The 23887-nt window shown below is 60.7% G+C and carries 20 protein-coding genes and 1 tRNA gene; 10 read left to right on the top strand and 11 right to left on the bottom strand.

Going from position 1 to position 23887, the window contains the following annotated elements:
- Positions 1-3 precede the first annotated feature (3 nt).
- On the top strand, positions 4-933 hold the full coding sequence (locus PH603_RS01465; protein ID WP_289504145.1) for a toprim domain-containing protein: 930 nt from the start codon (positions 4-6) through the stop codon (positions 931-933).
- 258 nt (positions 934-1191) lie between these two features.
- A complete protein-coding gene (locus PH603_RS01470) occupies positions 1192-1392 on the top strand; it encodes a hypothetical protein (RefSeq protein ID WP_289504146.1) in 201 nt (66 codons plus the stop codon).
- 263 nt (positions 1393-1655) lie between these two features.
- On the opposite strand, the gene PH603_RS01475 is transcribed toward PH603_RS01470, so the two are convergent.
- Positions 1656-1732: transfer RNA gene (locus PH603_RS01475), tRNA-Arg, on the bottom strand.
- Positions 1733-2091: 359 nt separating this feature from the next.
- Here PH603_RS01475 and PH603_RS01480 point away from each other — a divergent pair.
- Positions 2092-2460, top strand: coding sequence for an energy transducer TonB (locus PH603_RS01480; RefSeq protein WP_289504147.1), 369 nt, complete (start codon positions 2092-2094; stop codon positions 2458-2460).
- An 88-nt stretch (positions 2461-2548) separates the two neighbouring features.
- Here the strand turns inward: PH603_RS01480 and nadB are convergent, their stop codons facing one another.
- Together nadB and PH603_RS01490 are read right to left on the bottom strand one after the other, a co-directional pair.
- Positions 2549-4177 (bottom strand): L-aspartate oxidase, encoded by a 1629-nt coding sequence (gene nadB, locus PH603_RS01485; protein ID WP_289504148.1) that lies wholly within the window; start codon positions 4175-4177, stop codon positions 2549-2551.
- Complete coding sequence (locus PH603_RS01490; RefSeq protein ID WP_289504149.1) at positions 4174-5121, bottom strand: ABC transporter ATP-binding protein; 948 nt, start codon at positions 5119-5121, stop codon at positions 4174-4176. Before PH603_RS01490 ends, nadB begins: the two co-directional genes overlap by 4 nt.
- 179 nt (positions 5122-5300) lie before the next feature.
- On the opposite strand from PH603_RS01490, the gene PH603_RS01495 reads away from it, so the two are divergent.
- On the top strand, positions 5301-5483 hold the full coding sequence (locus PH603_RS01495) for a zinc-finger domain-containing protein (protein WP_289504150.1): 183 nt from the start codon (positions 5301-5303) through the stop codon (positions 5481-5483).
- A complete protein-coding gene (gene polA, locus PH603_RS01500) occupies positions 5483-8257 on the top strand; it encodes a DNA polymerase I (protein WP_289504151.1) in 2775 nt (924 codons plus the stop codon). Before PH603_RS01495 ends, polA begins: the two co-directional genes overlap by 1 nt.
- On the opposite strand, the gene PH603_RS01505 is transcribed toward polA, so the two are convergent.
- The 4 genes from PH603_RS01505 to PH603_RS01520 all read right to left on the bottom strand — a co-directional run bounded on the left by PH603_RS01505 (position 8258) and on the right by PH603_RS01520 (position 14747).
- Complete coding sequence (locus tag PH603_RS01505; RefSeq protein WP_289504152.1) at positions 8258-9133, bottom strand: hypothetical protein; 876 nt, start codon at positions 9131-9133, stop codon at positions 8258-8260.
- Positions 9134-9196: 63 nt separating this feature from the next.
- Positions 9197-10672 carry an inorganic phosphate transporter gene (locus PH603_RS01510; RefSeq protein ID WP_289504153.1) on the bottom strand — a complete coding sequence of 492 codons (1476 nt, stop codon included), beginning with the start codon at positions 10670-10672 and terminating at the stop codon, positions 9197-9199.
- Positions 10673-10818: 146 nt separating this feature from the next.
- Positions 10819-11259 carry a hypothetical protein gene (locus PH603_RS01515; RefSeq protein ID WP_289504154.1) on the bottom strand — a complete coding sequence of 147 codons (441 nt, stop codon included), beginning with the start codon at positions 11257-11259 and terminating at the stop codon, positions 10819-10821.
- A gap of 437 nt (positions 11260-11696) precedes the next feature.
- Entirely contained in the window at positions 11697-14747 is a 3051-nt protein-coding gene (locus PH603_RS01520) for an SBBP repeat-containing protein (protein ID WP_289504155.1), read from the bottom strand.
- A gap of 238 nt (positions 14748-14985) precedes the next feature.
- Here PH603_RS01520 and PH603_RS01525 point away from each other — a divergent pair, with 238 nt between their 5' ends.
- From PH603_RS01525 to PH603_RS01545, 5 genes are read left to right on the top strand one after another with little or no spacing between them, the layout of a single operon-like run.
- Positions 14986-15288: a YggT family protein gene (locus PH603_RS01525; RefSeq protein ID WP_289504156.1), complete on the top strand. Its 303-nt coding sequence runs from the start codon at positions 14986-14988 to the stop codon at positions 15286-15288.
- Positions 15278-15622, top strand: a complete 345-nt coding sequence (locus PH603_RS01530; RefSeq protein WP_289504157.1) for a DUF167 domain-containing protein — start codon at positions 15278-15280, stop codon at positions 15620-15622. The genes PH603_RS01525 and PH603_RS01530 overlap by 11 nt, the downstream gene beginning before the upstream one ends.
- Positions 15623-15655: 33 nt before the next feature.
- Positions 15656-16549, top strand: coding sequence for a bifunctional methylenetetrahydrofolate dehydrogenase/methenyltetrahydrofolate cyclohydrolase FolD (folD, locus tag PH603_RS01535; protein ID WP_289504158.1), 894 nt, complete (start codon positions 15656-15658; stop codon positions 16547-16549).
- 55 nt (positions 16550-16604) lie between these two features.
- On the top strand, positions 16605-17228 hold the full coding sequence (locus PH603_RS01540; RefSeq protein WP_289504159.1) for a MarC family protein: 624 nt from the start codon (positions 16605-16607) through the stop codon (positions 17226-17228).
- A gap of 40 nt (positions 17229-17268) precedes the next feature.
- A complete protein-coding gene (locus PH603_RS01545) occupies positions 17269-18927 on the top strand; it encodes a M28 family metallopeptidase (RefSeq protein WP_289504160.1) in 1659 nt (552 codons plus the stop codon).
- A 114-nt stretch (positions 18928-19041) separates the two neighbouring features.
- Here PH603_RS01545 and PH603_RS01550 read toward each other — a convergent pair whose 3' ends face one another.
- From PH603_RS01550 to PH603_RS01565, 4 genes are all read right to left on the bottom strand, one after another.
- On the bottom strand, positions 19042-19968 hold the full coding sequence (locus PH603_RS01550) for an AEC family transporter (protein ID WP_289504161.1): 927 nt from the start codon (positions 19966-19968) through the stop codon (positions 19042-19044).
- 9 nt (positions 19969-19977) lie between these two features.
- Positions 19978-21195: an argininosuccinate synthase gene (locus PH603_RS01555; RefSeq protein WP_289504162.1), complete on the bottom strand. Its 1218-nt coding sequence runs from the start codon at positions 21193-21195 to the stop codon at positions 19978-19980.
- Between the two features lie 105 nt (positions 21196-21300).
- Positions 21301-21852, bottom strand: coding sequence for a sortase domain-containing protein (locus PH603_RS01560; RefSeq protein WP_289504163.1), 552 nt, complete (start codon positions 21850-21852; stop codon positions 21301-21303).
- Positions 21849-23840, bottom strand: a complete 1992-nt coding sequence (locus PH603_RS01565; protein WP_289504164.1) for a marine proteobacterial sortase target protein — start codon at positions 23838-23840, stop codon at positions 21849-21851. The genes PH603_RS01560 and PH603_RS01565 overlap by 4 nt, the downstream gene beginning before the upstream one ends.
- Positions 23841-23887 lie beyond the last annotated feature (47 nt).

The following is a 23887-nucleotide window of genomic DNA, read 5'->3' on the forward strand; positions in this document are numbered from 1 at the left end:
CTAATGGCCAGAATTCCAGAAAATCTGATCGACCGGGCTATGCAGACAGATATGTTGTCCATTCTGCAGTATTTCAACGTCGCGCCAGACCCTAACGATCGCAAGCGATATAAAACGCTGGACAAGTCAAATCATATAAAAATTGAAAATGATGTCTGGGTCGACTTCAATCAGCCCGGCCGGCCAGGCAAAAAGAACGCTGGCGGGCGCGGACCGATATCACTGTTCCAACATCTTGCAGCAGTCGACTTTACGACAGCCGTGCATGACCTGGCTGGCACACCCCTACCTCATCCCTCCAAAGAATTCCTGACACAGAGAAAGCGGGCACATGATCTCAATGCGCCCAAATTCTTCCCTCCCCGTCTCAACAGGTCAGTCCTTCCCGCTGCCCTGGATTGGCTAGTAAGCGTGCGCGGCATCCAGCCTAATTTTGTGAACCGCATGATCGCAGCCGGGAAGATCATCCCAGCTCAATCTAAGTCGCTTGGCCCGGTAATTTGCTTTCCAATGACAAGTCCGACAGGCGAAATAGTGGGTGCCGAGGTTATCCTGCTCACTCCGCCTTCAGGCATGAAAAACAAGCAGGTTTGGGGTGGGGCTGCCGCGAAATCCTCCGGCCGTTTCGCGCTTGAATCCGGGAAAAATGGCCCAAACGTACTGGTTGAGTCTGCAGTCGACGGCCTATCGTATTTTCAAATGTACGAATCAGACCGACAGTTCCAAGTGCTCAGCATAGCTGGCAGGCCATCCCTTCCCCTCGCCTGGGTTGAGCCCGGTCGTTCACTTATCTGCGCGACCGACGCAGATGCAGCCGGTGATGAACTCTACATGAAGATTGCCGAACATCACCCCCTCCGCGCGCGCGAGACACCCCCCACTGGCAAAGACTGGAACGACCATCTGAAAAATCAGAAAATCCCGATGGGTTAAGCGCAGTGGTGCGGGCGGGGGTTGTCGGCGGGTGCAGGGCCACCCTTGTGGCACCCCAGATCCTCCTGGATCTGGGGTCAAGGGCCTACGGCCCGATGCCCGGAACCGGCAGACAAGGCCTCCCCAAAAGGTTCCGGGCGGCCCTATAGGGACGTCTGGAAGGGGGCCGACCCCTAACACGGTGCGCCCTATCAAATCTGAAAATGCAGCGTTGTGATTGACGTGTTATAAATGCGGTCAGAAAAGAAGGCCGTATACATGATCAAGAAAACGCTCGACCAGATGAGCCGTGAAATCGAAGCCCGGCGGGCAACCGCCGAGATCGATTGTGATCGCCCGATTGCCAATTCCGGCCTGCGCAGAACCGAGCGGAAACGGATTATCTTGCAAGATATGACGAACCGCTTCCCCGACGCGGCCATCAAAAGCAACTACGTACCCGGTGCGCCCAAATTTTAATGGGTTATCAGGTATCAGATAACCCCATACCTGATATGGGCTTATCTAGTATCAGGTATCTCATATCTGATACTTTCTGGGTAGGTACGCTGATAGAAAGCAAGGAGATACCTGATATCAGGTATCCAGATACCTGATTCTACAAAATCCCAAACCTACATTTCTCAGGAAATCATTAGCCAAGAGTCATATCAATGGCTACCTATTGGCTACCTGTAGCTAACAGGTTGATTTCGGAAAATCTTCTAAGTCATTGAAAGAAATGGCGCACCCGAAGGGATTCGAACCCCTGGCCTCTGCCTTCGGAGGGCAGCGCTCTATCCAGCTGAGCTACGGGTGCATGGCCGATTCGTTTGTCGGCGCGGACACTATACGGTTCGTATGCCTTGCGCAAGCGCCAAGGCGGGACTCGGGCCGGGTGGCGGGCTCGATTCGACGGCCGATTTACGCTGCGCCGCAGCATTTGTCACCACCGCCTCAGCCGGCATCAACTTTTTATATCCATATATTTCAATGCGTTGAATGAATTTTTCTGGAATCGATAAAATTTGAATCATTCAGTTACCGGCCCTTAAGAAGGTTAACGGTAAAAGCTCGCCAACGCCGGACGGGACCCAAGTGGTTCCGATTAGTACCCCGGACCGGCTCAATAAGAACATCTGACTGACGTAACAATTCGTTTCCATGAAGGACTGACTGATGATCGCCAAATTCAAAAACATCGCCACCGTTGCTGTTGCTGCCGCTCTTCTCGGCTCGACCGTTTCGTTTGCTGCTGCCGCCAAGGACATGAACGACTGGCGCCGTGAAGTGGTTTCCGAAATCTCGAAAAAGCAGACCTACCCCCGTTCGGCTCTCTCGGCTGAAATCGAAGGCAAGGCAAAGGTCCGCCTGACCGTGGCTCCCGATGGTGCGATCACCGCTAGCGAAATCATTGAGCCGACTGGCCAGCAAGTTCTCGACGACGAGATCCCGCAACTGATCAACCGTCTGAACCCGCTGCCGTCGCTGCCGGAAGGCCAAGCTGCGCTGACCTTCGTTCTGCCGCTGACCTGGTCGCTCGACTAATCATCAGTCGTTCCGAGTATATCTGACGGCCCCCGGTGTCTCGGGGGCCGTTTTCTTTTGTGCGGGGTTCGGGAAAGAGGTGTTGTCGTCAGGCGACGCGTTCGGAAACCGCGCGGCCGAAAGGCACCAGCACCGAATCAACGGCATGCGACATGGTCTCGGGATAATCCGCCGTGAAATGCAGGCCGCGTGATTCTTTCCGGATCATGGCGGAGCGCACGATAAGGTCAGCAACCGTGACAAGGTTGCGGAGCTCCAGAAGGTCCGCCGTTACCCGGAAGTTGCCATAATAGTCCTGGATTTCGGTCTGCAACAGATCAACCCGCCGCTTGGCGCGCGACAGGCGCTTGTCGGTGCGCACGATGCCCACATAATCCCACATGAAGCGGCGGAGCTCGGCCCAATTGTGGGTCACCACCACTTCCTCGTCCGAATCCGTCACCTTGCTTTCGTCCCAGTCGCGGGCCTGGCCCGGCGGGGGCAGGTCATCGAAGCGGGCAAGGATGTCGTCAGCGGCTGCACGGCCATAGACAAGGCATTCCAGAAGACTGTTCGAGGCCATGCGGTTGGCGCCGTGCAGGCCGGTGTGGGCGCATTCACCCACAGCATAGAGCTGGTCGAGATCGGTCCTTGCCGTGAAATCGACCATCACGCCGCCGCAGGTATAGTGTGCGGCCGGCACCACGGGGATGCGGTCCTTCGTGATATCGATCCCGAAGGTGCGGCAATGCCGGTAAATGGTCGGGAAATGCGACAGGATGAAATCGGGCTCGCGGTGGGTGATATCCAGCCACACGCAGGGCTGGCCGCGGCGTTTCATCTCGCTGTCGATCGCGCGAGCGACGATATCGCGCGGCGCCAGTTCCTCGCGCGGGTCATAGTGCGGCATGAAACGACTACCGTCGGCGTTCCTGAGAACCGCCCCCTCGCCCCGCATCGCTTCGGTGATCAGGAAGGTCTTGGCCTCGGGGTGATAAAGGCAGGTCGGGTGGAACTGGTTGAATTCCATATTGGCGACCCGGCAGCCGGCCCGCCACGCCATGGCGATGCCGTCGCCCGTGGCGCCGTCAGGGTTCGAGGAATAGAGATAGACCCGGCTTGAGCCACCGGTCGCGAGGATCGTGGCGCGCGCCGTGAAGGTCTCCACCCGGTTCTTGCCGCGGTTGAGCACATAAACACCGTGCGCCTGATCGTTATAAGGCGCCTTCGATTTCAGGTGGCGGTTGGTGATCACATCAATCGCCATATGATCGGTGAAAAGGTCGATATTGGGCTCGGCCATCACCCGCTCGATGAGCGTGCCCTGCACCGCCGCCCCCGTGGCGTCGGCCGCATGGATGATGCGGCGGTGGCTGTGGCCGCCTTCGCGCGTCAGGTGATAATCGTAGCCGTCTTCAACGCTGCCATCGGCCTTGTCGAACGCCACGCCAAACTCGATCAGTTCCTCGATGGCCTCGCGGCCGCGTTCCACCACGAAGCGCACGGCGGCCTCGTCGCAGAGCCCGGCACCGGCGATGAGCGTGTCGTCGATATGGGACTGGATCGTGTCGGTTTTCTCCAGCACCGCCGCGATACCGCCCTGTGCCCAATTGGTGGAGCCCGCATCAAGCTCGTTTTTCGAGATCACCGCGATGCGCATGTGTCGCGCCAGATGCAGCGCGGCGGTAAGGCCTGCCGCCCCCGTGCCGACAATCACCACATCATAGGTGCGTCTCATGCTGCTTCCCCGCTCTGGCGGCGCGTCAGCTGCAGGAAGATATCCTCAAGGTCTGTCTCGCGCGTCGAGATATCAACGATGGTCAGTCCTGCCTTCTGCACAGCCGCAAGCACCGCGCCCACATTGGCGACCGACTGGTTGAGCTGCACAGTCACGCCGTGATCGCCGTTGAGGCTGGCGTCAAAGGCCGCGAGGCTGCCGGGCACTTCGGAAAGCGTCTCGGCGACCATGATGGTCACCTGCTTCTCGTCGATGCGTTTCAGGAGTTGCTTTGTCGGCTCGCAGGCCACCACTTCGCCGTGGTTGATGATGGCGATGGTGTCGCAAAGCTCTTCGGCTTCCTCGAGATAATGGGTGGTCAGCACGATGGTGGTGCCGCGCGCATGCAGTTCGCGCACATAATCCCAAAGCTGCTGGCGAAGCTCGATATCCACGCCCGCCGTCGGCTCATCAAGGATCAGGATCGGCGGGGTATGTACCATCGCCTTGGCAACCAGCAGGCGGCGCTTCATACCACCCGAAAGGGTGCGGGAATAAGCGTCGCGCTGTTCCCAGAGATGCACGGCCTTCAGGAGTTCCTCGGTGCGACGGTCGGCTTGCGGCACGCCGTACATGCCGGCCTGCACCTCGAGCATCTCGCGCGGGGTGAAGAAGGCATCGAAGGTCAGTTCCTGCGGCACCACGCCGATATTGGCGCGGGCATTCCTGGGATCTTCCTCGATATCATAGCCCCACACGCGCGCGGTGCCGGCGGTCTTGTTCACGAGGCCCGCGAGAATATTGATCGTGGTCGACTTGCCGGCGCCGTTCGGCCCCAAAAGCCCGAACATGGAACCGCGGGGAATATTGAGGTCGATACCCTTCAGGGCGACCTTGGGCTGGCTGCCCTTGCGGCCCCGGTACGCCTTTGTCAGGCCTTTCAGTTCGATGGCATTCTCGATCACGTCGCTGTCCTCTGGGTCAATTCTTGGATGCTTAAGATTCCCCTTACCCTGAAGCGGTACCAGATGGCGCCGGTAGCGGTCAATTGCGCCGGACATGCGCCGGGCGGCCTTCGCGTGCTTGTGAAGGCGGGAAGCCTTGTTTATATAGGGGCAAAGCCAGCGCAATGTAAGGTGACGCCATGTCTGTAGACGCTCCTGAAATCAAGCATGTGAACACGAAAACCGTAGCCTGCGACGGCGACGAGGGCCCGCTCGGCCATCCGCGCGTCTATCTGACGATGAACGAAGACGGCCAGGTTGAATGCCCTTACTGCGACCGCCTCTTCATCCTTGACGGCGAACCTGTCGACGATCACCACTGATGGCTGAAACGCCTCATCTCTATCTGATCGACGGATCGGGCTATATCTTCCGCGCCTATCACGCCCTGCCGCCGATGACGCGGCCGGACGGCACGCCGGTTGGCGCGGTGTTCGGCTTTTCGAACATGCTGTTCAAGCTTATCCAGGATCTGGCCGACGGCGAGAAGCCGAGCCATCTGGCCGTGATCTTCGATGCCGCGCGCAAGACCTTCCGCTCGGAAATCTATCCGGAATACAAGGCCCACCGCCCGCCGGCGCCCGAGGATCTGGTGCCGCAATTTTCGATCATCCGCGATGCGGTGAAAGCCTTTGGCGTGCCCGCGATCGAGATGGAAGGCTATGAGGCCGACGATATCATCGCGACCTACGCCAAGCAGGCAGCCGACAAAGGCTTCAAGGTCACCATCGTTTCTTCGGACAAGGACCTGATGCAGCTCGTGAACGAGCAGGTCACCATGTTCGACAGCATGAAGAACAAGCGGATCGATTACACAGGCGTCGTCGAGAAATTCGGTGTGGGGCCGGACCGCGTGGTCGATGTGCAATCGCTGTGTGGCGACAGCGTCGATAACGTGCCCGGTGTGCCGGGGATCGGCATCAAGACAGCCGCCCAGCTGATCACCGAATATGGCGACCTCGATACGCTTCTCGAACGCGCAGGTGAGATCAAGCAGCCGAAGCGCCGCGAAACCCTTCTCGAGAATGCCGACAAGGCCCGTATGAGCCGCGAACTGGTGCGGCTGGTGAACGATGCGCCCGTGCCCTTCGGCCTTGATGACCTGACGGTCCGTGAGCCCGAGCCCGGCCCACTTCTCGCCTTCATCGACGAGCAGTCCTTCCGCTCGCTGAAGGTGAAGGTGCAGCATCATTATGCTGGCTTCCTTGATGACAGCCCGACCGTCGATCCGGTGAGCGAGGCTGTCACGGTCGAGAAAGCCACCTACAGCTGCATCACTGAGATGGCCGATCTCGAGGCATGGATTGTCCGCATCATGGCTGCCGGTCAGGTAACTGTTGATACCGAGACCACGTCGCTGGATGTGATGCAGGCCGACCTTGTCGGTATCTCGCTCTCCATCGTGCCGGGTGAAGCCTGCTATATCCCCGTGGGCCATACGGGCGACGGTGACGGCATGTTTGCCGAACGTCCCCACCAGCTCGATAAGGCCGAGGTGCTGAAGCGCCTGAAGCCGGTGCTGGAAGACCCGTCGATCCTGAAGATCGGCCAGAATCTGAAATACGATATCTCGATCTTCGCGCGGCAAGGTATCGATGTGGCGCCGATCGACGACACGATGCTGATGTCTTACGCGCTCGAATCCGGCCTGCACGGGCATGGCATGGACGAGCTTTCGGGCCTCCATCTCGATCACACGCCCATATCCTTCAAGGATGTGGCGGGAACCGGCAAGTCGCAGGTGACCTTCGACAAGGTGACGCTTGAAAAAGCGACCGACTATGCGGCTGAAGACGCCGATATCACCGGTCGCCTGTGGCGCATCCTGAAGCCACGCCTTGCATCCGAACAGGTGATGGGCGTTTACGAGCGGCTCGAGCGCCCGCTGGTGCCCGTGCTTTCCGCGATGGAACGCGAAGGCATCCGGGTTGACGTCCCGGCACTGAAAAGCCTGTCGAACGAGTTTGCAGCCTCGATCCAGAAGCTTGACGAGGAAATCCAGAAGCTCGCCGGGCGGCCCTTCAATGTGCAGAGCCCGAAGCAGCTGGGTGAAATCCTTTTCGAGGATATGGGCCTCAAGGGCGGCAAGAAATCATCGAAAACCGGCGCCTGGGGCACCGGCGCCGATGTGCTTGAGGCCCTTGCCGCTGAAGGCCATACGTTGCCTGAGAAGGTGCTCGAGTATCGCCAGTTCGCGAAGCTGAAAAGCACCTACACGGATTCGCTCGTCAATGATGTGAACCCGGAAACCGGCCGCATTCATACGAGCTATCATCTGGCTTCCACCACCACGGGGCGGCTGTCGTCAAACGATCCGAACCTGCAGAATATCCCGATCCGGTCGGAAGAAGGCCGCAAGATCCGCCGCGCCTTCATCGCAGAGAAGGGCTGCAAGCTCCTCTCCGCCGACTATAGCCAGATCGAACTTCGCATCCTCGCCCATATCGCCGATATCCCGGCGCTGAAGAAAGCCTTCGCCGACGGGATCGACATTCACGCCATGACGGCTTCCGAAGTATTCGGCACGCCGATCGAGGGCATGGACCCGATGGTGCGCCGGCAGGCCAAGGCCATCAACTTCGGCATCATCTATGGCATTTCGGCCTTCGGGCTTGCCCGCCAGCTCGGGATCGAGCGGTCGGACGCGCAGAAATATATCGAAGCCTATTTCGAGCGCTTCCCCGGCATCCGCGCCTATATGGACAATACCATCGCTGCCGCCAAAGAGTCGGGCTATGTGACCACCCTTTTCGGCCGCAAATGCCATATCGCGGCGCTCCGAGACAAGAACCCGATGCACCGCGCCTTCGGCGAGCGGGCAGCGATCAACGCCCCCATCCAGGGCACTGCAGCCGACGTCATCCGCCGCGCCATGATCCGCATGCCGCAGGCGCTGGTGGACGCTGGCCTGACGGACGTGAAAATGCTCCTTCAGGTGCATGACGAACTGGTGTTCGAAGCGCCCGAAGCCCGGGTTGACGCGGCCATTCCGGTGATCCGCACGGTGATGGAAGGGGCAGCCGCCCCGGCGATTGAGCTGAGCGTACCGCTTGATGTGGATGTGGGCTCAGGCGACAACTGGGAAGAGGCGCACTGATCAGCGTGTCTCTTCTTCCCTGACCGCCGCTTCGAAATCGCGCCGGGCGTCTTCATCGAGCCAGTCGGTATAGTAACCGTGAATCTCCGCCCGGATGGCGGGATCAGCGATCAGCCGGTTCATCTCGTCTGCCATTTGCCGTCCAAGAGGGCCGCCCGAACAGGCGAAGCCGCCGGGCTTGGTGATCGGCTCGCCTTTCACGGCGAAGGACACAAGCTCGCCGCCGGGCACAGCGGCGTCCCCGTTCAATGACTGGTAATAGATTTCGGCGGCAAGGCCGAAGGCGAAGTCGATGCGGTCATGCCGCAAAAGATCCGAGAAACGGTCATTCGGGATCAGCACCCGCAGCCGGCCTTCGGGGTCAGATTCCGTGCGCTCCTCGATGAAGCGCTGGATGAGAGTGCTGTAGAAACGCTGCCCCACATAGCCCGCGACGAGGCGTTTGTCTGCCGCCAGTGCCATCAGGTCGACATGATTATCGGCACCGAGATAAGGCGCCAGCATGGGGCGCTTGGCTCGGATCGTGACCAGCCGGTTGACGAGAACCGGATAGAAGGAATCGCTGTAAACGAGGACATTTTCCCGTTCCGGCGTGCGCAGAAGGCCGCCGGTGCAAATGCCATCACGCACCTGCATGGTGGCAAACATGCGCACCACCGAACTTGCTACATCTTCATGGCGGTAGCCGGGCATGGACCGTTTGAACAGCGCGATGATCCGGTCGACATAGCCCGTACCCTTGCCGTCGCCCTCAAGGATCATGGCGGGCGGCACATCAACATAATACCACTGGGCCAAGGGCCGGTCATCGGCCACAGCCGCCCGACCGGTGAAAGCCGGGGCCAGAAGCAGTATCAGGATAAGCAAGTGTCGCATCGTCTGCCCTTTCGCCCCGTTTTACCGCAGATAAAAAGGGCAGACAATCAAAGCGGGCAGACTTCAGCCAAAGAAGGTGCGGGCGCCGAGGTACAGAACAGCGGCAAGCGAGGCCGAAAGCGGCACCGTGATGATCCAGGCGGCAGCGATATTCATCGCCTGCTTGCGGCGTACCAGACGACGCTTTTCCTTCTTCTCGGCCTTGGCGGCCACCTTTTCAGGCGTCGTGATCTTCGACAGTTCGCGGGCGTTGCCATTGGCCTTGTTGGCCAGATATTCGCGCAGGAACCCAACGCCGAACACACCGCCAACGGCGATATGGGTCGAGGAAACAGGCATGCCGAGCGCCGAGGCCGCAATCACCGTGATAGCCGCCGACAGGGCCACGCAGAAGGCGCGCATCTGGTTCAGCTTGGTGATCTCGCCGCCAACGGTACGGATCAGCTTTGGGCCAAACAGCAGAAGACCGATCGAAATGCCGATGGCGCCGATCACCATCACCCACAGGGGCAACGACACTTTGCCAGCGGCAGACGCGCCCGATTCGGCTGCGTTCACGATAGCGGCGAGCGGCCCCACGGCATTCGCCACATCGTTGGCACCGTGCGCGAAGGAAAGAAGGGCTGCCGAACAGACAAGCGGTACACGGAAGAGAAGCGACACGGACTTCTTGCGGTTCTCAAGGCCGAGCGCCCGATGTGCCACATAAGGCCGCATCACAGCCCAGGAAGCGACTGCAATGGCAAGGCCGGTGGCCCAGACAATCGGCGCTTCCGGCTTCCAGAGATGCTTCAGGCCCTTGGAGACCAGATAGACCGTGAAGGTGCCCGCCATGATGGCAACAAGGATCGGCACCCATTTTTTGGAAGCAGCGATCTTGTCTTCCTTCTCGACGATCACCAGCTTGACGAACCGCAGGAAGGCGGCAGCGATAACCCCGCCAAGGATCGGCGAAATGACCCAGCTCGCGGCTATGCCCCCCATCACCGGCCAGTTGACCATGCCAAAGCCTGCAGCCGCGATACCGGCCCCCATCACACCGCCAACGATGGAGTGGGTGGTGGAGACAGGCGCGCCAAGCCAGGTGGCGAGATTGAGCCAGAGTGCCGCGGCCAGAAGCGCCGCCATCATGGCCCAGATGAAGGTGATGCCATCGGCGAAGGCGGTGGGCGAGATGATATCCTTCGAGATGGTGGAGACCACGTCCCCGCCCGCGAGGAGCGCACCGGCGGCTTCAAACACGGCAGCAATGACAAGCGCGCCCGCCATGGTGAGCGCCTTGGAGCCCACCGCCGGCCCGACGTTGTTAGCCACATCGTTGGCGCCGATATTCATCGCCATATAGGCGCCGATCACAGCCGCCGCGATGATGAAATAGCTGATATGGCTGCCGATATGCACTTGCGTGGCATAGAGGAAGACGAGAACGACGAAGAAGAGCGCGAGGCCCAGCTTCATGAGGCCGCCTTGCTCGGCCGCGACAGCCTGTTGCACCTTCGCGACCCGCGCGACCTCACGGTCGACCTTGTCCAGTTCCATATGTCCGCTCCTCACCCCTGGCGTCGTGCCGGGCGGTTATACCATTTGGGCGGTCTGTAACAAAAGTGACATTAAAATGTAAGGATTCTTTTGGGCTGCAAACGGCCTGGTTTCCAACCCCTTGAAATGGAAGGATGACGCCTGCGTCACATCGGGCGGATCAGCGCCTGTTTCACCAGTACATTCACTTTGTCCGGCCCCAGCCGTCGTTCGGCATAGGGGGTGAGATAGGCCACCACGAGGTCAGGGTCGATGGGCCGGTCCACCCGGAAAACCTGCCGGGCCATTTCCATGCCCGCCGCCGCGAAATCGCCCTCGATCTGGCGAAGGCGCTCCGTGATCTGCGCGCTGTCATGGGCCGGGTCCTTGACCTCAAGGACCAGCTCAAGCGTCACAACGCCGATCACCCGGCCCTTGTTGAGGACAGAGAGATAGATCGGGGCGAGGTCGATATAGGGCTGCGGCGCTTCTTCGGCCTTTTCGGCGGCCCACACCGGCAGGGGCGCGATCATGACTGCAGGCAGGCACAGTGCGACCGCCAGTGCCACGCGCCGCCATGATCCGATCATCCCGTACCCTTCACTCATCAACCAGCGTCCTGTTCACTAAGGAAGGCCTATCCTAGACCAGAAACATGAGTGGCGGCCAGACCCAGTTGGTTCGTCCGCAGCACGATATCGTCAATGCATATTGCAATTATATTTGCATTTTGCATTTACATTATATTGCATAATGCGAAATTCAACCCTGAGGTAGTGACCAGATTGGAGGATGGCTTTTTATAACCCTCTGTTTTTCATGGCGTAAATCCGGAAACGCCGGATTGGCACAGCACTTGTAATGATAGAAGTGCCTCCCGCGCCGGGGCTCGAAGCAGGGAAAACTCGACCCCCAATCGTACTCCTGTTTCTGCGCCGGCCGGGAGGCACGCAGTCAGCCTTCTGAAAGAAAAGCCGCTTCGTGAGACACCCCGAAGCGGCTTTCTCTTTTTTGCGCCCACCAGGGCTGCAATCCTGAAGAATTGTCAGAAGAAGAAGCTCGTCGGGCTCGCGATCGTTGACGATTGCAACCGGTTCAGCGCGTCCTGATAATTGGCAATCTTGGCCGTCAGGTAGGCGGGCGCCTGCCCGATGTTGGCATTCTTTTTCGAATCTTCCAGAAGCTGCGCCTTGATCGGATCGTACTCCAGCGACCGGAAAGCCCGCTGTACCGTCGAAATGGCGCTATCCATAAGGCCCAGCACATATTTGGCCGCCTTCTTGTCACCGATATTGAGCGCGCCATCGAGCTTCAGCGCATAGGCGCCGCCAAGGTTGAACGGGTTGGCCGGATCGGGTTCGACCTCATCCTGGTCGATGCCGAGCGCTTCATTCTTCGGCAGCAGCTTGCCTGGCGTCAGGCCGATCCGCTCCAGAAGGTCCTGGTCGCCCTTGCCGGCGATCAGGTCAATCGTCGCATTCTTGGCTTCAAGCTTCAGCTTGGCGCCCTCGCTGGAGGTCGAGACACTTACCGTCAGCTTGCTGAAGGCGGCGATACGAATCTTGCGGGCGATATCGTTGAAATCATCACCCTCAGAAAGGGTGATCTTTTTCTTCGTGCCGCCATCGACCGAGATATAGAAATAGTCGCCAGCGCGCGCCGATGTCTGCGTCTGCAGGTCGCGCTTCTGGTCCTCGAGGATCGTGCCTTGCGGCAGGCCGAGCGTTTCCAGCACGCTGTTGCCCTTGGTGGTGAAGGCCACACCGCCAACGGTCGATCGCGCCAGTTGCTCGCCAAACTGCTGGGTATCTTCAACCGCGCCCGTGGCGGCATCGATCCGCGTCACGAAGCCATCGTAGGAGCCTGTCTTGTTTTCGCCCGCGATGGTCCCGGCGGTTGAGCCCGCCACATAGACCTTGCCGCCCGAGACAGCCACATCGGCGAGCCGGTCGGTGCCGCTGGTGCCGATATAGGTGGTATAGTCAGCAGAGAGCGAGCCACCGCCATCGGTGACCTTGGCAACAAACCCGTCATAGCCGCCAGCGAGGCTGCCGTTCTGCGTCGCCGAACCGCCAGCGGTCAGCGCCGAGGTGGTGGTGCCGACGAGATACACGTCGTTGCCGTCAACCCTCAGACCCTCGACCGAGCCGCCGGTGCCAAGATAGCCGAAATCGACCGTATCGATGACCGAGAAATCGGTGGCGCTCAGCTTGCGGACAACGGCATTGCCGCCTTCTTCCGCAGCGATCAGGATATTGCCGTCAGCCGAGACCGCCACACCCTTGACGCTTTCGTTCGAGCTGGTGCCATAAACAGCAGAAGCGAGCTTGGTGCCCGTGTCGCCGTCAAGCTTCAGGAGAAGGCCGTCCTTGCCGCCCGAGAAGCCCGAAGTGGCGCTGATGCCGGACTTCGTATAGCCCCCAAGGATGATGTCGCCCGCAGCATCGACAGCGAGGGACAGACCGCTCGTCTCCCCTGCCGTATCCAGCTGGTAACGGAAAATCTCGTCGCCGCGCTTCGAAAGCTTGGTGACAAAGGCATCGGTGCCGCTGATCACATCTTTCGTGGAAAGCGCGCTGTTGGTCTGCCCGGCGATAATCACATTGTCTTCGCCGTCGATGGTGATCGCATAGCCCGAGGCACTGTCTGCGGCACCCAGAAGCCGTGAGAAGACCACATTGCCGGTGCTGTCAAACTTGGTGAGGAAGACATCCTGCGTATCGGCCGCATTGATCTGGTGACCGAAGCTGCCGGTCGTTGTGCCGATCACATAGACATTGCCTTCGCTGTCCGTGGCGATCTTGGAAGCAGACGTGTCGGCGCTGACGCGATTCTTGGCGTCGACATTGGTGATCGAGGTCGCGTCTTCGTCCTCGGCCTCCGCCTCTTCCGCGGCCGCATCCTCGCCGATCACATCGGCGCGGCTTTCGGCCAGCATCTTGTCGCGCATTGCCTTGATCCTGGGGTCGATATCTTCGTCTTCCTCATCGGACACGAGGCCCTTGAACTCGGTGCCGCCAAGATCGACGCCCGAGAAGGAGAAGGTATCGTCCACCGAGATGGTACCAGTCAGGTTGTTCAGCTCCGTCACCCGGCTGGTGATTGCAAAAGCATCATCAAGCTGCGAAACGGCCGAAGACACATAAAGCGTCGGCTCATTTACCGCTGCCTCGAACTTCGCATCCTCAAGGATCGTGCCTTTCACGCGAATGGCATAGTCGCCGGTACGGCTGTCCTGCGCCGCCACAAAGCGCGTGGTATATTTGGAAACCGGATTGCCCTCGCCGTCCACCAAGGGGTTACCCAGCTCGTCCTCGCCCTGCAGCGCTTCGATCTTCGAGTTGATCAGATCGGTCACCGCCTTCAGCGAAAGCGTGCCGCTGATCTCTGAAAGGTCAACGGTGAAGGTATCGCTATCCAGCTGATTGCCCGCCACGCTGTTCTTTGACAGCGTCACGGTGAAAACTTCATTGCCGGTCAGGCCTACAACCGCATCGGTCGCGGTCTCGGCGACGGGCTTGCCGTCATATTCCGAGGCGTTCTTGCCAAGGCGCGTCGTCGTCTCTGTCTTGTATTGCTTGTCGCCAAGGAACAGGTCGAGATTGTTGAGCGACGTGGAAGAGAGATAATCCCGCACTTCGGTGAGGCCGGATTTGAAAAGCGCATCGAGCTGCGCAATCGTCGAGGATGTCGTCGACTTCTGCGAGGCATATTCCGCCAGCACCCGAAGGTTATTCAGCGCCTTGTAGAGCACGAAAGTCGCCTGCTGGTCGGGGTCGTTTGCCAGACCCTTGATATCTGAATCCTTCAGGTTGATGAAGGAATTCAGGCCACGCACCTCGCGCACCTGCTGCTCCAACGAGCGCGGCGTTTCGGCATTTTCCCACGGCGGAGTGGTGAGCGTATTGGTGGGGACGCGCTGGTTGAGCTTGGCGCGATCTTCGCTAGAGAGGCTGTTGAGCGCAATCTGGGTGAGCTTGGCATCATTGACGGCAGAGAGAAGCGAGGTCGAAATGCCAACAATCGTCGGCCGGAAGGATTGTGCATTCCCGCCGAACAGGCCACCTGACCCGCTGATATTTCCAAAAAACGCCACTTTTCGCGCCTTCTGCTTTCCGCCCTTCAGGGCCACTCACCCGGCAATTCTTGCCGATATGGACATTCTTGCCCACCGAATATTCTCAAGCCATCCAAACGACTCGGAAAAATCCGGCAAATTCTGCCGCCAGATTGCATTCCAGCGGTTTTCACCCTACATCTTTGCAAGATGCGTGACAGAATCCTTCGGGCTGTCAGCACCACCATAACGGAAAAGGCGCAGGGAGGCGAGGCCGATGACGGCAATTTTCATGCTGATTGATACCGTTCTGTATCTCTACAGCACAGCACTCATCATCTGGGTGATCATGAGCTGGCTCGTTTCCTTCGGCGTGATCAACAGCTACCAGCCCTTCGTGCGCACCGTCATGGCCTTCTTCGACGCCATCACCGCACCGATCCTGAACCCGATCCGGCGCATCATCCCGAACGTTGGCGGCTTCGATATCTCGCCGATCATCCTGCTGTTGCTGATCCATTTCCTGCGAGTCCTTTTTGCCACATCAGTAGCGCCAATGTTTGGGGTCTATGGTTGGTAACGGCGTCCTCAAGGCAGTGGACGGCGGGCTGACCCTCGCCGTGCGCCTGACGCCGAAGGCTGCCGCCGAGCGGATTGATGGCTGGATCAGCGACGACGCCGGCAACACCCGCCTGAAGGTGGCCGTGACCGCCGTCCCTGAAAACGGCAAGGCGAACGCCGCGCTCATCAGGTTTCTCGCCAAAAAACTCAAGTTGCCGAAAACAGCCGTAAGGCTTATAGGGGGCGACATATCGCGGCAGAAACTCTTGCTTCTTGAAGGCCCCGCCGATGCGGCAGGCCGCGCCGCGTTCCAGGAAGAAATCACCGCCCGGCTGGCCGAGCTTGCCCCTTGAGCCCCTGACCGGCACCAGAACGGGAGCCCGCCCATGACCGCCAGCATCATCGATGGCAAAGCCTTTGCCGAAAAAGTCCGCGCCGGTGTCGCGGCGGACGTTTCCGCCCTCAAGGCCAAACACGGTGTCACCCCCGGCCTCGCTGTCGTGATCGTGGGCGAAGACCCGGCAAGCCAGGTCTATGTGAAAAACAAGGTGAAGCAGACCGCCGACACCGGCATGAACAGCTTCCATTTCGAACTGCCCGCCGATACGAGCGAAGCCGACCTTCTGGCCCGCGTCGAGGCGCTGAATGCCGACCCTGCCGTGAACGGCATCCTTGTGCAGCTGCCGCTCCCCAAACAGATCGACGAAGCCAAGGTGATCGCCGCCATCGACCCCGCCAAGGATGTGGACGGCTTCCATGTGGTGAACTCCGGGCTTCTGGCGACCGGTGGCCGCGGCCTTGTGCCCTGCACGCCGCTTGGCTGCCTTCTGATGCTGCAGGATGCACTCGGCGATCTTTCAGGCCTCAAGGCCGTCGTCGTTGGCCGCTCGAACATCGTCGGCAAGCCTATGGCGCAACTGCTGCTGGATGCCAACTGCACTGTGACCATCGCCCACAGCCGCACGAAAGACCTGCCCGGTGAAGTGAAAGCCGCCGATATCGTTGTCGCCGCCGTTGGCCGCCCCGAGATGATCAAGGGCGACTGGATCAAGCCCGGCGCCACCGTCATCGACGTTGGCATCAACCGTATCGCGGCGCCCGAGAAGGGCGAAGGCAAGACCCGCCTTGTGGGCGACGTCGCCTATGACGAAGCCGCAACTGTCGCCGGGCGTATCACGCCGGTGCCGGGCGGCGTGGGGCCAATGACCATCGCCTGCCTTCTTCGTAACACCGTTACGGCCACCTGCCGCCAGCACAGGCTTGACCCGAAAGCGATCTGACGCCACCCTGTGGCGCAGTTCAGCCCAACTTCATCAGGAATAACGGGTTTTCGCCATGCTTGACGCGTTTGTAACCGCTTTCATCACGCTTTTCATCATTGTGGACCCGGTGGCCATCGCGCCCGTGTTCGCGAGCCTCACGCAGGACGCGCCGAAGGATCACCAGCGCCGGATGGCGATCAAGGGTGTGGTCGTCGCGACCGGCATCCTTTTCTTCTTCGCGCTTGTGGGCAAACCCTTCCTTGGCGCCATGGGCATTTCGATGGACGGCCTGCGCGTCGCTGGCGGCATCATGCTTTTCATCATCGCGCTTGAAATGGTGATGGAGAAGCGCTTTGAGCGTAAGGAAGAAAGCGCCCACAAGATGGAAGACTATTTCGAGGATATCTCGGTCTTTCCGCTTGGCCTGCCGCTTCTTGCTGGGCCCGGCTCCATCGCCACCGTCATGCTTCTGATGACCAACGTGGAAGGCGATTTCCCGGGGCAGATCATGGTCTATCTGGCGCTTGGCCTCACCATGCTGATCACGCTCGGCTTCCTGTTTGCGGCCGGCAAGGTGATGCGCGTGCTTGGCCCCTCGGTCAATGGTGTGATCACCCGCGTGCTTGGTATCATTCTGGCTGCCATGGCTGGCCAGTTCGTCCTCGATGGCCTGAAAAACACCTTCTTCGGCGCCTGACGCCGCTTCAACCCTCCCCGAGAAGAAACTGGAGTTCACGGTGAAACAGCTACCCCTTCTTGCCACGGCGCTTTTCGCGCTTGCCGCCTGCGATACCGAAAGCGAGGCGCCCACGTCGGCCCCTTATCTGATCAATGAAGCGGCCTACAAGGACAGCGTTGCCACCCTGTCGTCCGACGAGTTCGGCGGCCGCGGCCCGGCGACCCCCGGCGAGGACAAGACGGTGGAATTCATCGCGAAAGCCTTTGCCGAAGCCGGCCTGAGACCCGCGAACAATGGCAGCTACGAGCAGCAGGTACCGCTCGTTTCCATCGAAGCGCTGGGCGCGCCGATGCTGTCCGTCGCCGGCGGCAACGAGCCGCTCGCCCTCGCCTACCGCGCCGATCAGGTGATCTGGACCCGCCGCGAGCAGGAATCGGTGGCGGTCAGCGACGCCGAGCTCGTGTTTGTCGGCTATGGCATCAACGCGCCGGAGCGGAACTGGAACGATTATGAAGGCGTCGACATGGCCGGCAAGATTGCCGTCATTCTTGTCAACGATCCGGGCTTCGCAACCGGCGACGCCAAGCTCTTCAACGGCAAGGCCATGACCTATTATGGCCGCTGGGACTACAAGTTTGACGAAGCCGCCCGCCAGGGTGCCATCGGCGCCATCCTTGTTCATGAAACTGCCCCTGCCGCCTATGGCTGGGTAACGGTCGACAGCAGCTGGACCGGCGCCAAGTTCGGCCTCGTGCGCGAAGACAAGGGCGCCTCGCTTTCCGCCTTCGAAAGCTGGATCACCACCGAATCCGCCGACAAGCTGTTCGCCGCTGCAAGCCTTGACCGCCGCGCCCTTGAAGCGGCGGCCCTGAAGCCCGGCTTCAAGGCCGTGCCGATGAACCTCACCGCCTCGACCGAGTTTTCGAACAAGGTGGACCACGTGACCTCGCGCAACGTGGCGGGGGTCGTCGAGGGCAGCGAGAAGCCGGACGAATATTTCGTCTATATGGCGCACTGGGACCATCTCGGCACCGATCCCTCGATCGATGGCGACGGCATCTATAATGGTGCGCTCGACAATGCCACCGGCACCGCGGGCCTCATCGAGCTTGCCCGTTCCTTCGCCGGCGCACGTGAAAAGCCGAAACGGTCGGTTCTCTTCCTTGCTGTCACGGCGGAAGAACAGGGCCTTCTAGGCTCGGCCTATTATGCGGCCCATCCGCTCGTCCCGCTTGCCAAGACGGTTGCCGGACTCAATATGGACGGCATCAACAATTTCGGCCGCACGAAGGATGTCACCGTCACCGGTTACGGCAATTCGGAACTCGACGGCCTTCTTGCCAAAGTCGCTGAAAAACAGGGCCGCGTGATCGTACCCGACGCACACCCCGAGCACGGCGGCTTCTACCGGTCAGACCATTTCTCGCTGTCGAAATTCGGCGTACCGATGATCTACCCCGGCAGCGGCACCGACCATGTGGAACGCGGCAAGGCCTATGTGGCGGCTGTCGAGGAAGCCTTCCTGCGCGATCATTATCACGCGGCCTCCGACGAACTGACGGAAGACTGGGTGTTTGACGGCGCGATCGAGGACCTGACGCTTTATTACGATTTCGGCCGCTCGATCACCGATACCGGCATCTGGCCGGCATGGAACGAAGGCACCGAGTTCAAGGCTGCCCGCGAGGCCAGCCTGAAGGGCGCGGGGCAGGACTGAGCAACGGTCTTCGAGACGCGCCTTCGCCGCTCCTCAGACCGAACGGACTATGCTTCCGTTCGTCCTGAGGAACCCGGAAGGGTGTCTCGAAGGACGCCGCGCTGATCCAAAGGTTCAGAGAAGACTCAGAAGCACCACAAGCGTGATGGCCGAAAGGCCGGTGGAGATCAGGACGGTGCTGGCGGTACGCCGCGGCGCCGTCTGGTAGCGGGCGGCGATGGTATAGGGGATGATCCCCGTGGGCAGGGCCGCCATCACCGTCGCCACGCCGACCCAGAGGGGCGGCAAATCCAGCACAAAATGCAGCATTGCATAAACCGCGACCGGCAGGCCGAGGAGCTTCAGCGCCGTGGCTGTCAGCGCCGGGCGCAGGTCACCGGCGATGCTGACGCCCGCGAGCGAAAGGCCGCCCGCAAAGAGCCCAACAGGGGCCGCAGACGCGCCGAACAGGCCGGTCAACCGGTCGAGCCATGCCGGCACAGGGATTTCAAGCCCTGTCCAGACAAGGGCGGTGCCGAGCGCCATCAGGATAGGGTTTGAAACCACACTGATCGCCGTCGCCCGGATCATCGCGGGTGACACCGCACCCGCCTTCGCGCGTTCCATCACAAGCGTTGTGGCGGTGACAAGCGTGAGCGAATGGAAGGCAAGGATCATCAGGTAAAGCCGCACGCCTTCAACGCCGAACTGGCCTTCGATGATGGGGTAGCCGATGAACATGCCGTTCGCGAAGCAAACGGACAGGGCAAACACCCCCTGCTCGGCCAGATTGCTGCCGAAGGTGAAGCGGGTGATGAACATCGAGGCGATATAGACAAGCGCCAGCGTGCCGTAATAGCCGCCAACCATCAGCATCTCGTGCCCGCCCGGCAGGGGCCTGACGGCAATCGAATGGAAAAGCAGGCAAGGCACGGCGATGAGCATCACATAGCGCATCAGCGCGGGCGTGACGCTTTCGTCAAACAGCCCGCGCCGGCCAAGCCCGTAGCCGAGCATCATCGCGAGAAAAACCGGCGCGATGATGGTCAGGATCCCGGCCATGCTGTGTTGTTACCCCTTCAGCGTGCCGCGCTGCTTCAGGAGCTTCAGGCGGAGCGCATTCAGCTTGATGAAGCCGGCTGCGTCGCGCTGGTCGTAAACCGCATCTTCCTCGAAGGTGACGTGGGCGAGCGAATAGAGGCTGAAGGGGCTCTTGCGACCAACAATCGTGGCCGAACCCTTGTAGAGCTTCAGTCGCACGGTGCCGGTGACAAACTCCTGGCTCTTGTCGATCAGGGCCTGCAGCATCTCGCGCTCCGGGCTGAACCAGAAGCCGTTGTAGATGAGCTCGGCATAGCGCGGCATGATCTCGTCCTTCAGGTGCGACGAGCCCTTGTCGAGCGTGACCTGTTCGATGCCACGGTGAGCCATCAGGAGGATGGTGCCGCCGGGGGTTTCGTAAATGCCGCGCGACTTCATGCCGACAAAACGGTTTTCAAGGAGATCGAGACGGCCAATGCCATGCTTGCCGCCAAGCTCGTTGAGTTTGGTCAGAAGCGTCGCCGGGCTCATCTTCACGCCGTCGATGGCGACGGGATCACCCTTTTCGAACTCGACTTCCACATATTCGGGCGTATCGGGGGCAGCTTCCGGCGAAACCGTGCGGCTATAGACGAACTCTTCCGCCTCTTCCCACGGGTTTTCCAGCGCCTTGCCCTCGCTCGAGGTATGCAGGAGGTTGGCGTCGACCGAGAAGGGCGCTTCGCCGCGCTTGTCCTTGGCGATCGGAATCTGGTTCTTTTCAGCAAACTCGATGAGCTTGGTGCGGCTCGTCAGGTCCCACTCGCGCCAGGGGGCGATCACCTTGATGCGCGGGTTGAGGGCATAATAGCCGAGCTCGAAACGGACCTGGTCGTTCCCCTTGCCGGTGGCGCCATGGCACACGGCATCGGCGCCCACCATCTCGGCGATTTCGATCTGGCGCTTGGCAATCAGCGGCCGGGCAATCGAGGTGCCGAGGAGGTAAAGACCTTCGTACAGCGCGTTGGCGCGGAACATCGGGAACACGAAATCGCGGACAAATTCCTCGCGCAGGTCTTCGATGAAAATTTCCTTGATGCCGAGAAGTTCGGCTTTCTTGCGCGCGGGCTCCAGCTCTTCACCCTGCCCGAGGTCAGCCGTGAAGGTCACGACCTCGCAGCCATAGGTGGTCTGCAGCCATTTGAGAATGATCGAGGTGTCGAGGCCGCCCGAATAGGCGAGGACAACTTTCTTGATCTTGTCCGACATTGGTGGGGAACTCCCGGAATGAAAGTATGTAAGCGGTGCGCGAGTATAGCGGCGCTTCGGGGTCGGTCAATCGCTTTAAACGGCTATTTTCCTACCATTTCGGCCCTATTTCGGCACCGCCCACACCAGATAACGCCCCTTGCCACCCGCCGTGATCGCATCGAACGGAAAACAGGTGACAAGAAGAAGCCCGGCCTCGTCCCCGCCGCCCGGCACATAAAGCGCGTCTTCGTTTGCCACCCAGTGTCGTTCGACCCGCCATTCGCGGGTGTGTCCGCCCGGTTCCGCCGTCACGATCCGGTCGCCTTCGATAAGGCGGCCAAGGGCAGCGAAATGGGTGTCCCGGTGACCAAACACCAGATGCGCCGCCCCCATGCGCTGGTGCACGGGGCCAAAGGCCAGCGCGCGCATCGTGGCGCCTTCAAGCACGAACCGGTCAAGCCCCACGGCTGGGGCTGTCAGGTGCCAGCGCGGGGTGGCATCGGCCCACGGCCACGGTTTTTCCGGCTTGCCCGTTTCCGCCGAGCGTTCGAAGGCCGCTTCGATCAGTACTGGGGCAGCGAAGGCCTTGGCAGCAATGAGCCCGGCCCTGCCCCCTTCGACAAGCGCGACGAGGGCCAGGGCCCCCGCCGCCGCACCATAAAGCCAGCGCTTCATGCCGTCCGCCGCCGGGCGAGGGCATAGAAGAAGCATGCAGCCAGCAGGGCAAGGAAGGCAGCATAGGCGTGAAGGCCAAGGCCCGCCGCCGTTTTCGGCCCGAAGAACTGCTTGGCACTGGTGCCTTCGGGCAGGTTGCCTTCAGCGACCTGACGGTCCAGCCCTTCCTTCTCCGGCCGGCTGATCTTTTCCTCCACCGCCACGAAGCTCGTGTAGGGGGTGAGAAGCCGGTGTTCGAGCGCGATATCGACAATCGCCTGCCGGTTGGCATTGATTTCGCGCCGGATGGCGGCATCGTCCATCAGCCCTTCGACCTTGCGCCGTGCCCAGAGGCTGGCGATACCCTGCCCCTTCTCGGCACTCGCCGGATCAAGGCTCACTTGCCATGGCCGTCCGGCACCGTCCGTGCCCTTCAGGACAAGCGGGCCGCTGCCGCCGGCCTTCAGCGCAAACACAACGGGACGGGTGCCATAAAGATCGGGCAATGCCGCCGGCGCCATGTCTGCCCCCTTGCCATCGAGCACAAGACCGGTGAGCGAGGGCCGCGCCATGTCGGCATAAAGCGCCTTCATGGCGTCCGCCGCCCTCGTCAGGTCATCGATCTGGATATGGATGCCCCGGCCCATTTCGGCGGCCTTGCGCATGAACCAGCCGTTGGGCGCGGGGCCAACGCCGACTGTGAAGAGCCGCGCCTTGCCTGCCCCGGCCTTCACCTGCGCGAACAGGGCAGCTTCATCGCCCACGGCCCCGTCGGTGAGGAAAAGGATCTGGCGCAGGGTCTCGCCCTCGCCGGTTTCATTCAGCGCGGCGGCAAGGGCCGGCGCCATCTCGGTGCCGCCGTTGGCACTAAGCCCCATCACCCATTCTTTCGCCTTGTGCAGCGTTTCAGGGGTAGCGGTGCGCAGTGACCCGAACAGCGGATGGTTGTTGCTTTCAAAGGCGATGATATCGAACCGGTCCTCAGGTGCCATCAGGTCGAGCCCGGACAGTAGCGCCACCTTGGCTTCCATGATCGACCGCCCGCTCATCGAGCCCGAGATATCGATCACGAAGGTCACATCGCGCGGCGGCACAGCACGCGGGGCATCGCCGCGGGGCGGCAGCACAAGGCCCAGAAGATAGCTTTCCTCGCCCCTCGTTTCGCGGAAGAGCATGGCGGAGGGCATTTCGCCCGCCCGGTAACGCCAGTTGAGGATCAGGTCGCGGTTCGCGGGCTCGGCACCTGCCGCGAGCTCTGCCTTCAGCTGCTTGCCTTCACCGGTGATATTCAGCTTGTGCGACGGGCTTTCAAGCGCATCGATCGCATGGGGCGCGGTGAAGCGCGCGTGGAAGCTGGTGGGGTTGGCCTTGCCGTCCGCCGAATAAAAGACTTCGCCTTCAAAAAAACGATCCGCCACACGCGGGGTGGCTTTCGCTTCCGCATGATAGCGCGGGGTGATGGCCTGCGGCAGCCGCCAGCTGAAGGTATCGCCCTCCACGCTTGCCATCGACTGCAGGCCGATTTCCACCGTTACGTCGCCATGCGGCGGGATATTACCGACGAGGGTGGCGAAGATATTCGGCCGGTATTCCCTCAGCAGGGCGGCTTTCTTGCCGGCCCGGACGGCTTCGTTATAGGTGCGCTGGGCTTCTTCTTTTTCCTTGATGGTGCCGATGATGCGCCGGTCACCGACCGTCAGCACCATCGTATCGACCGCTGCATTATCGGGGAGCGGGAAACGGAAAAGCCCCTCGCTCCAGAAATCGCTGTCGTTCCTGAAGGTTTGTTTCACCGTCAGCCGTACAATGGGTCCGGAGACTTCGGCCCCGATATCACTTGAAACCATCAGGGCGGGGCGGGTGACCGCCGGCTTGCCTTCGGGCTCCATCGCGCGGATTTCCATCCCGGCATTGGGGACGACATTGGTGGCAGCCTGACCAGGCGAGAAGCCAGCTGCGACGGAGAAGAAGAATAAACAAAGGAAACGCACGACTGGGCCGGTTTGCATGGCCGCCTCCTATGGCTGAGGGGTGGGTGAGGCTGGCATCATCAAAG

The sequence above is a fragment of the Gimibacter soli genome (assembly GCF_028463845.1).
Classification (GTDB): Bacteria; Pseudomonadota; Alphaproteobacteria; order Sphingomonadales; family Kordiimonadaceae; genus Gimibacter; species Gimibacter soli.

Coding starts and splice junctions, on each gene's coding strand:
- PH603_RS01465 (WP_289504145.1), top strand. CDS start 4: ATGGCCAGAATTCCAGAAAATCTGATCGACCGGGCTATGCAGACAGAT.
- PH603_RS01470 (WP_289504146.1), top strand. CDS start 1,192: ATGATCAAGAAAACGCTCGACCAGATGAGCCGTGAAATCGAAGCCCGG.
- PH603_RS01480 (WP_289504147.1), top strand. CDS start 2,092: ATGATCGCCAAATTCAAAAACATCGCCACCGTTGCTGTTGCTGCCGCT.
- nadB (WP_289504148.1), bottom strand. CDS start 4,177: ATGAGACGCACCTATGATGTGGTGATTGTCGGCACGGGGGCGGCAGGC.
- PH603_RS01495 (WP_289504150.1), top strand. CDS start 5,301: ATGTCTGTAGACGCTCCTGAAATCAAGCATGTGAACACGAAAACCGTA.
- polA (WP_289504151.1), top strand. CDS start 5,483: ATGGCTGAAACGCCTCATCTCTATCTGATCGACGGATCGGGCTATATC.
- PH603_RS01505 (WP_289504152.1), bottom strand. CDS start 9,133: ATGCGACACTTGCTTATCCTGATACTGCTTCTGGCCCCGGCTTTCACC.
- PH603_RS01510 (WP_289504153.1), bottom strand. CDS start 10,672: ATGGAACTGGACAAGGTCGACCGTGAGGTCGCGCGGGTCGCGAAGGTG.
- PH603_RS01515 (WP_289504154.1), bottom strand. CDS start 11,259: ATGAGTGAAGGGTACGGGATGATCGGATCATGGCGGCGCGTGGCACTG.
- PH603_RS01525 (WP_289504156.1), top strand. CDS start 14,986: ATGACGGCAATTTTCATGCTGATTGATACCGTTCTGTATCTCTACAGC.
- PH603_RS01530 (WP_289504157.1), top strand. CDS start 15,278: ATGGTTGGTAACGGCGTCCTCAAGGCAGTGGACGGCGGGCTGACCCTC.
- folD (WP_289504158.1), top strand. CDS start 15,656: ATGACCGCCAGCATCATCGATGGCAAAGCCTTTGCCGAAAAAGTCCGC.
- PH603_RS01540 (WP_289504159.1), top strand. CDS start 16,605: ATGCTTGACGCGTTTGTAACCGCTTTCATCACGCTTTTCATCATTGTG.
- PH603_RS01550 (WP_289504161.1), bottom strand. CDS start 19,968: ATGGCCGGGATCCTGACCATCATCGCGCCGGTTTTTCTCGCGATGATG.
- PH603_RS01555 (WP_289504162.1), bottom strand. CDS start 21,195: ATGTCGGACAAGATCAAGAAAGTTGTCCTCGCCTATTCGGGCGGCCTC.
- PH603_RS01560 (WP_289504163.1), bottom strand. CDS start 21,852: ATGAAGCGCTGGCTTTATGGTGCGGCGGCGGGGGCCCTGGCCCTCGTC.
- PH603_RS01565 (WP_289504164.1), bottom strand. CDS start 23,840: ATGCAAACCGGCCCAGTCGTGCGTTTCCTTTGTTTATTCTTCTTCTCC.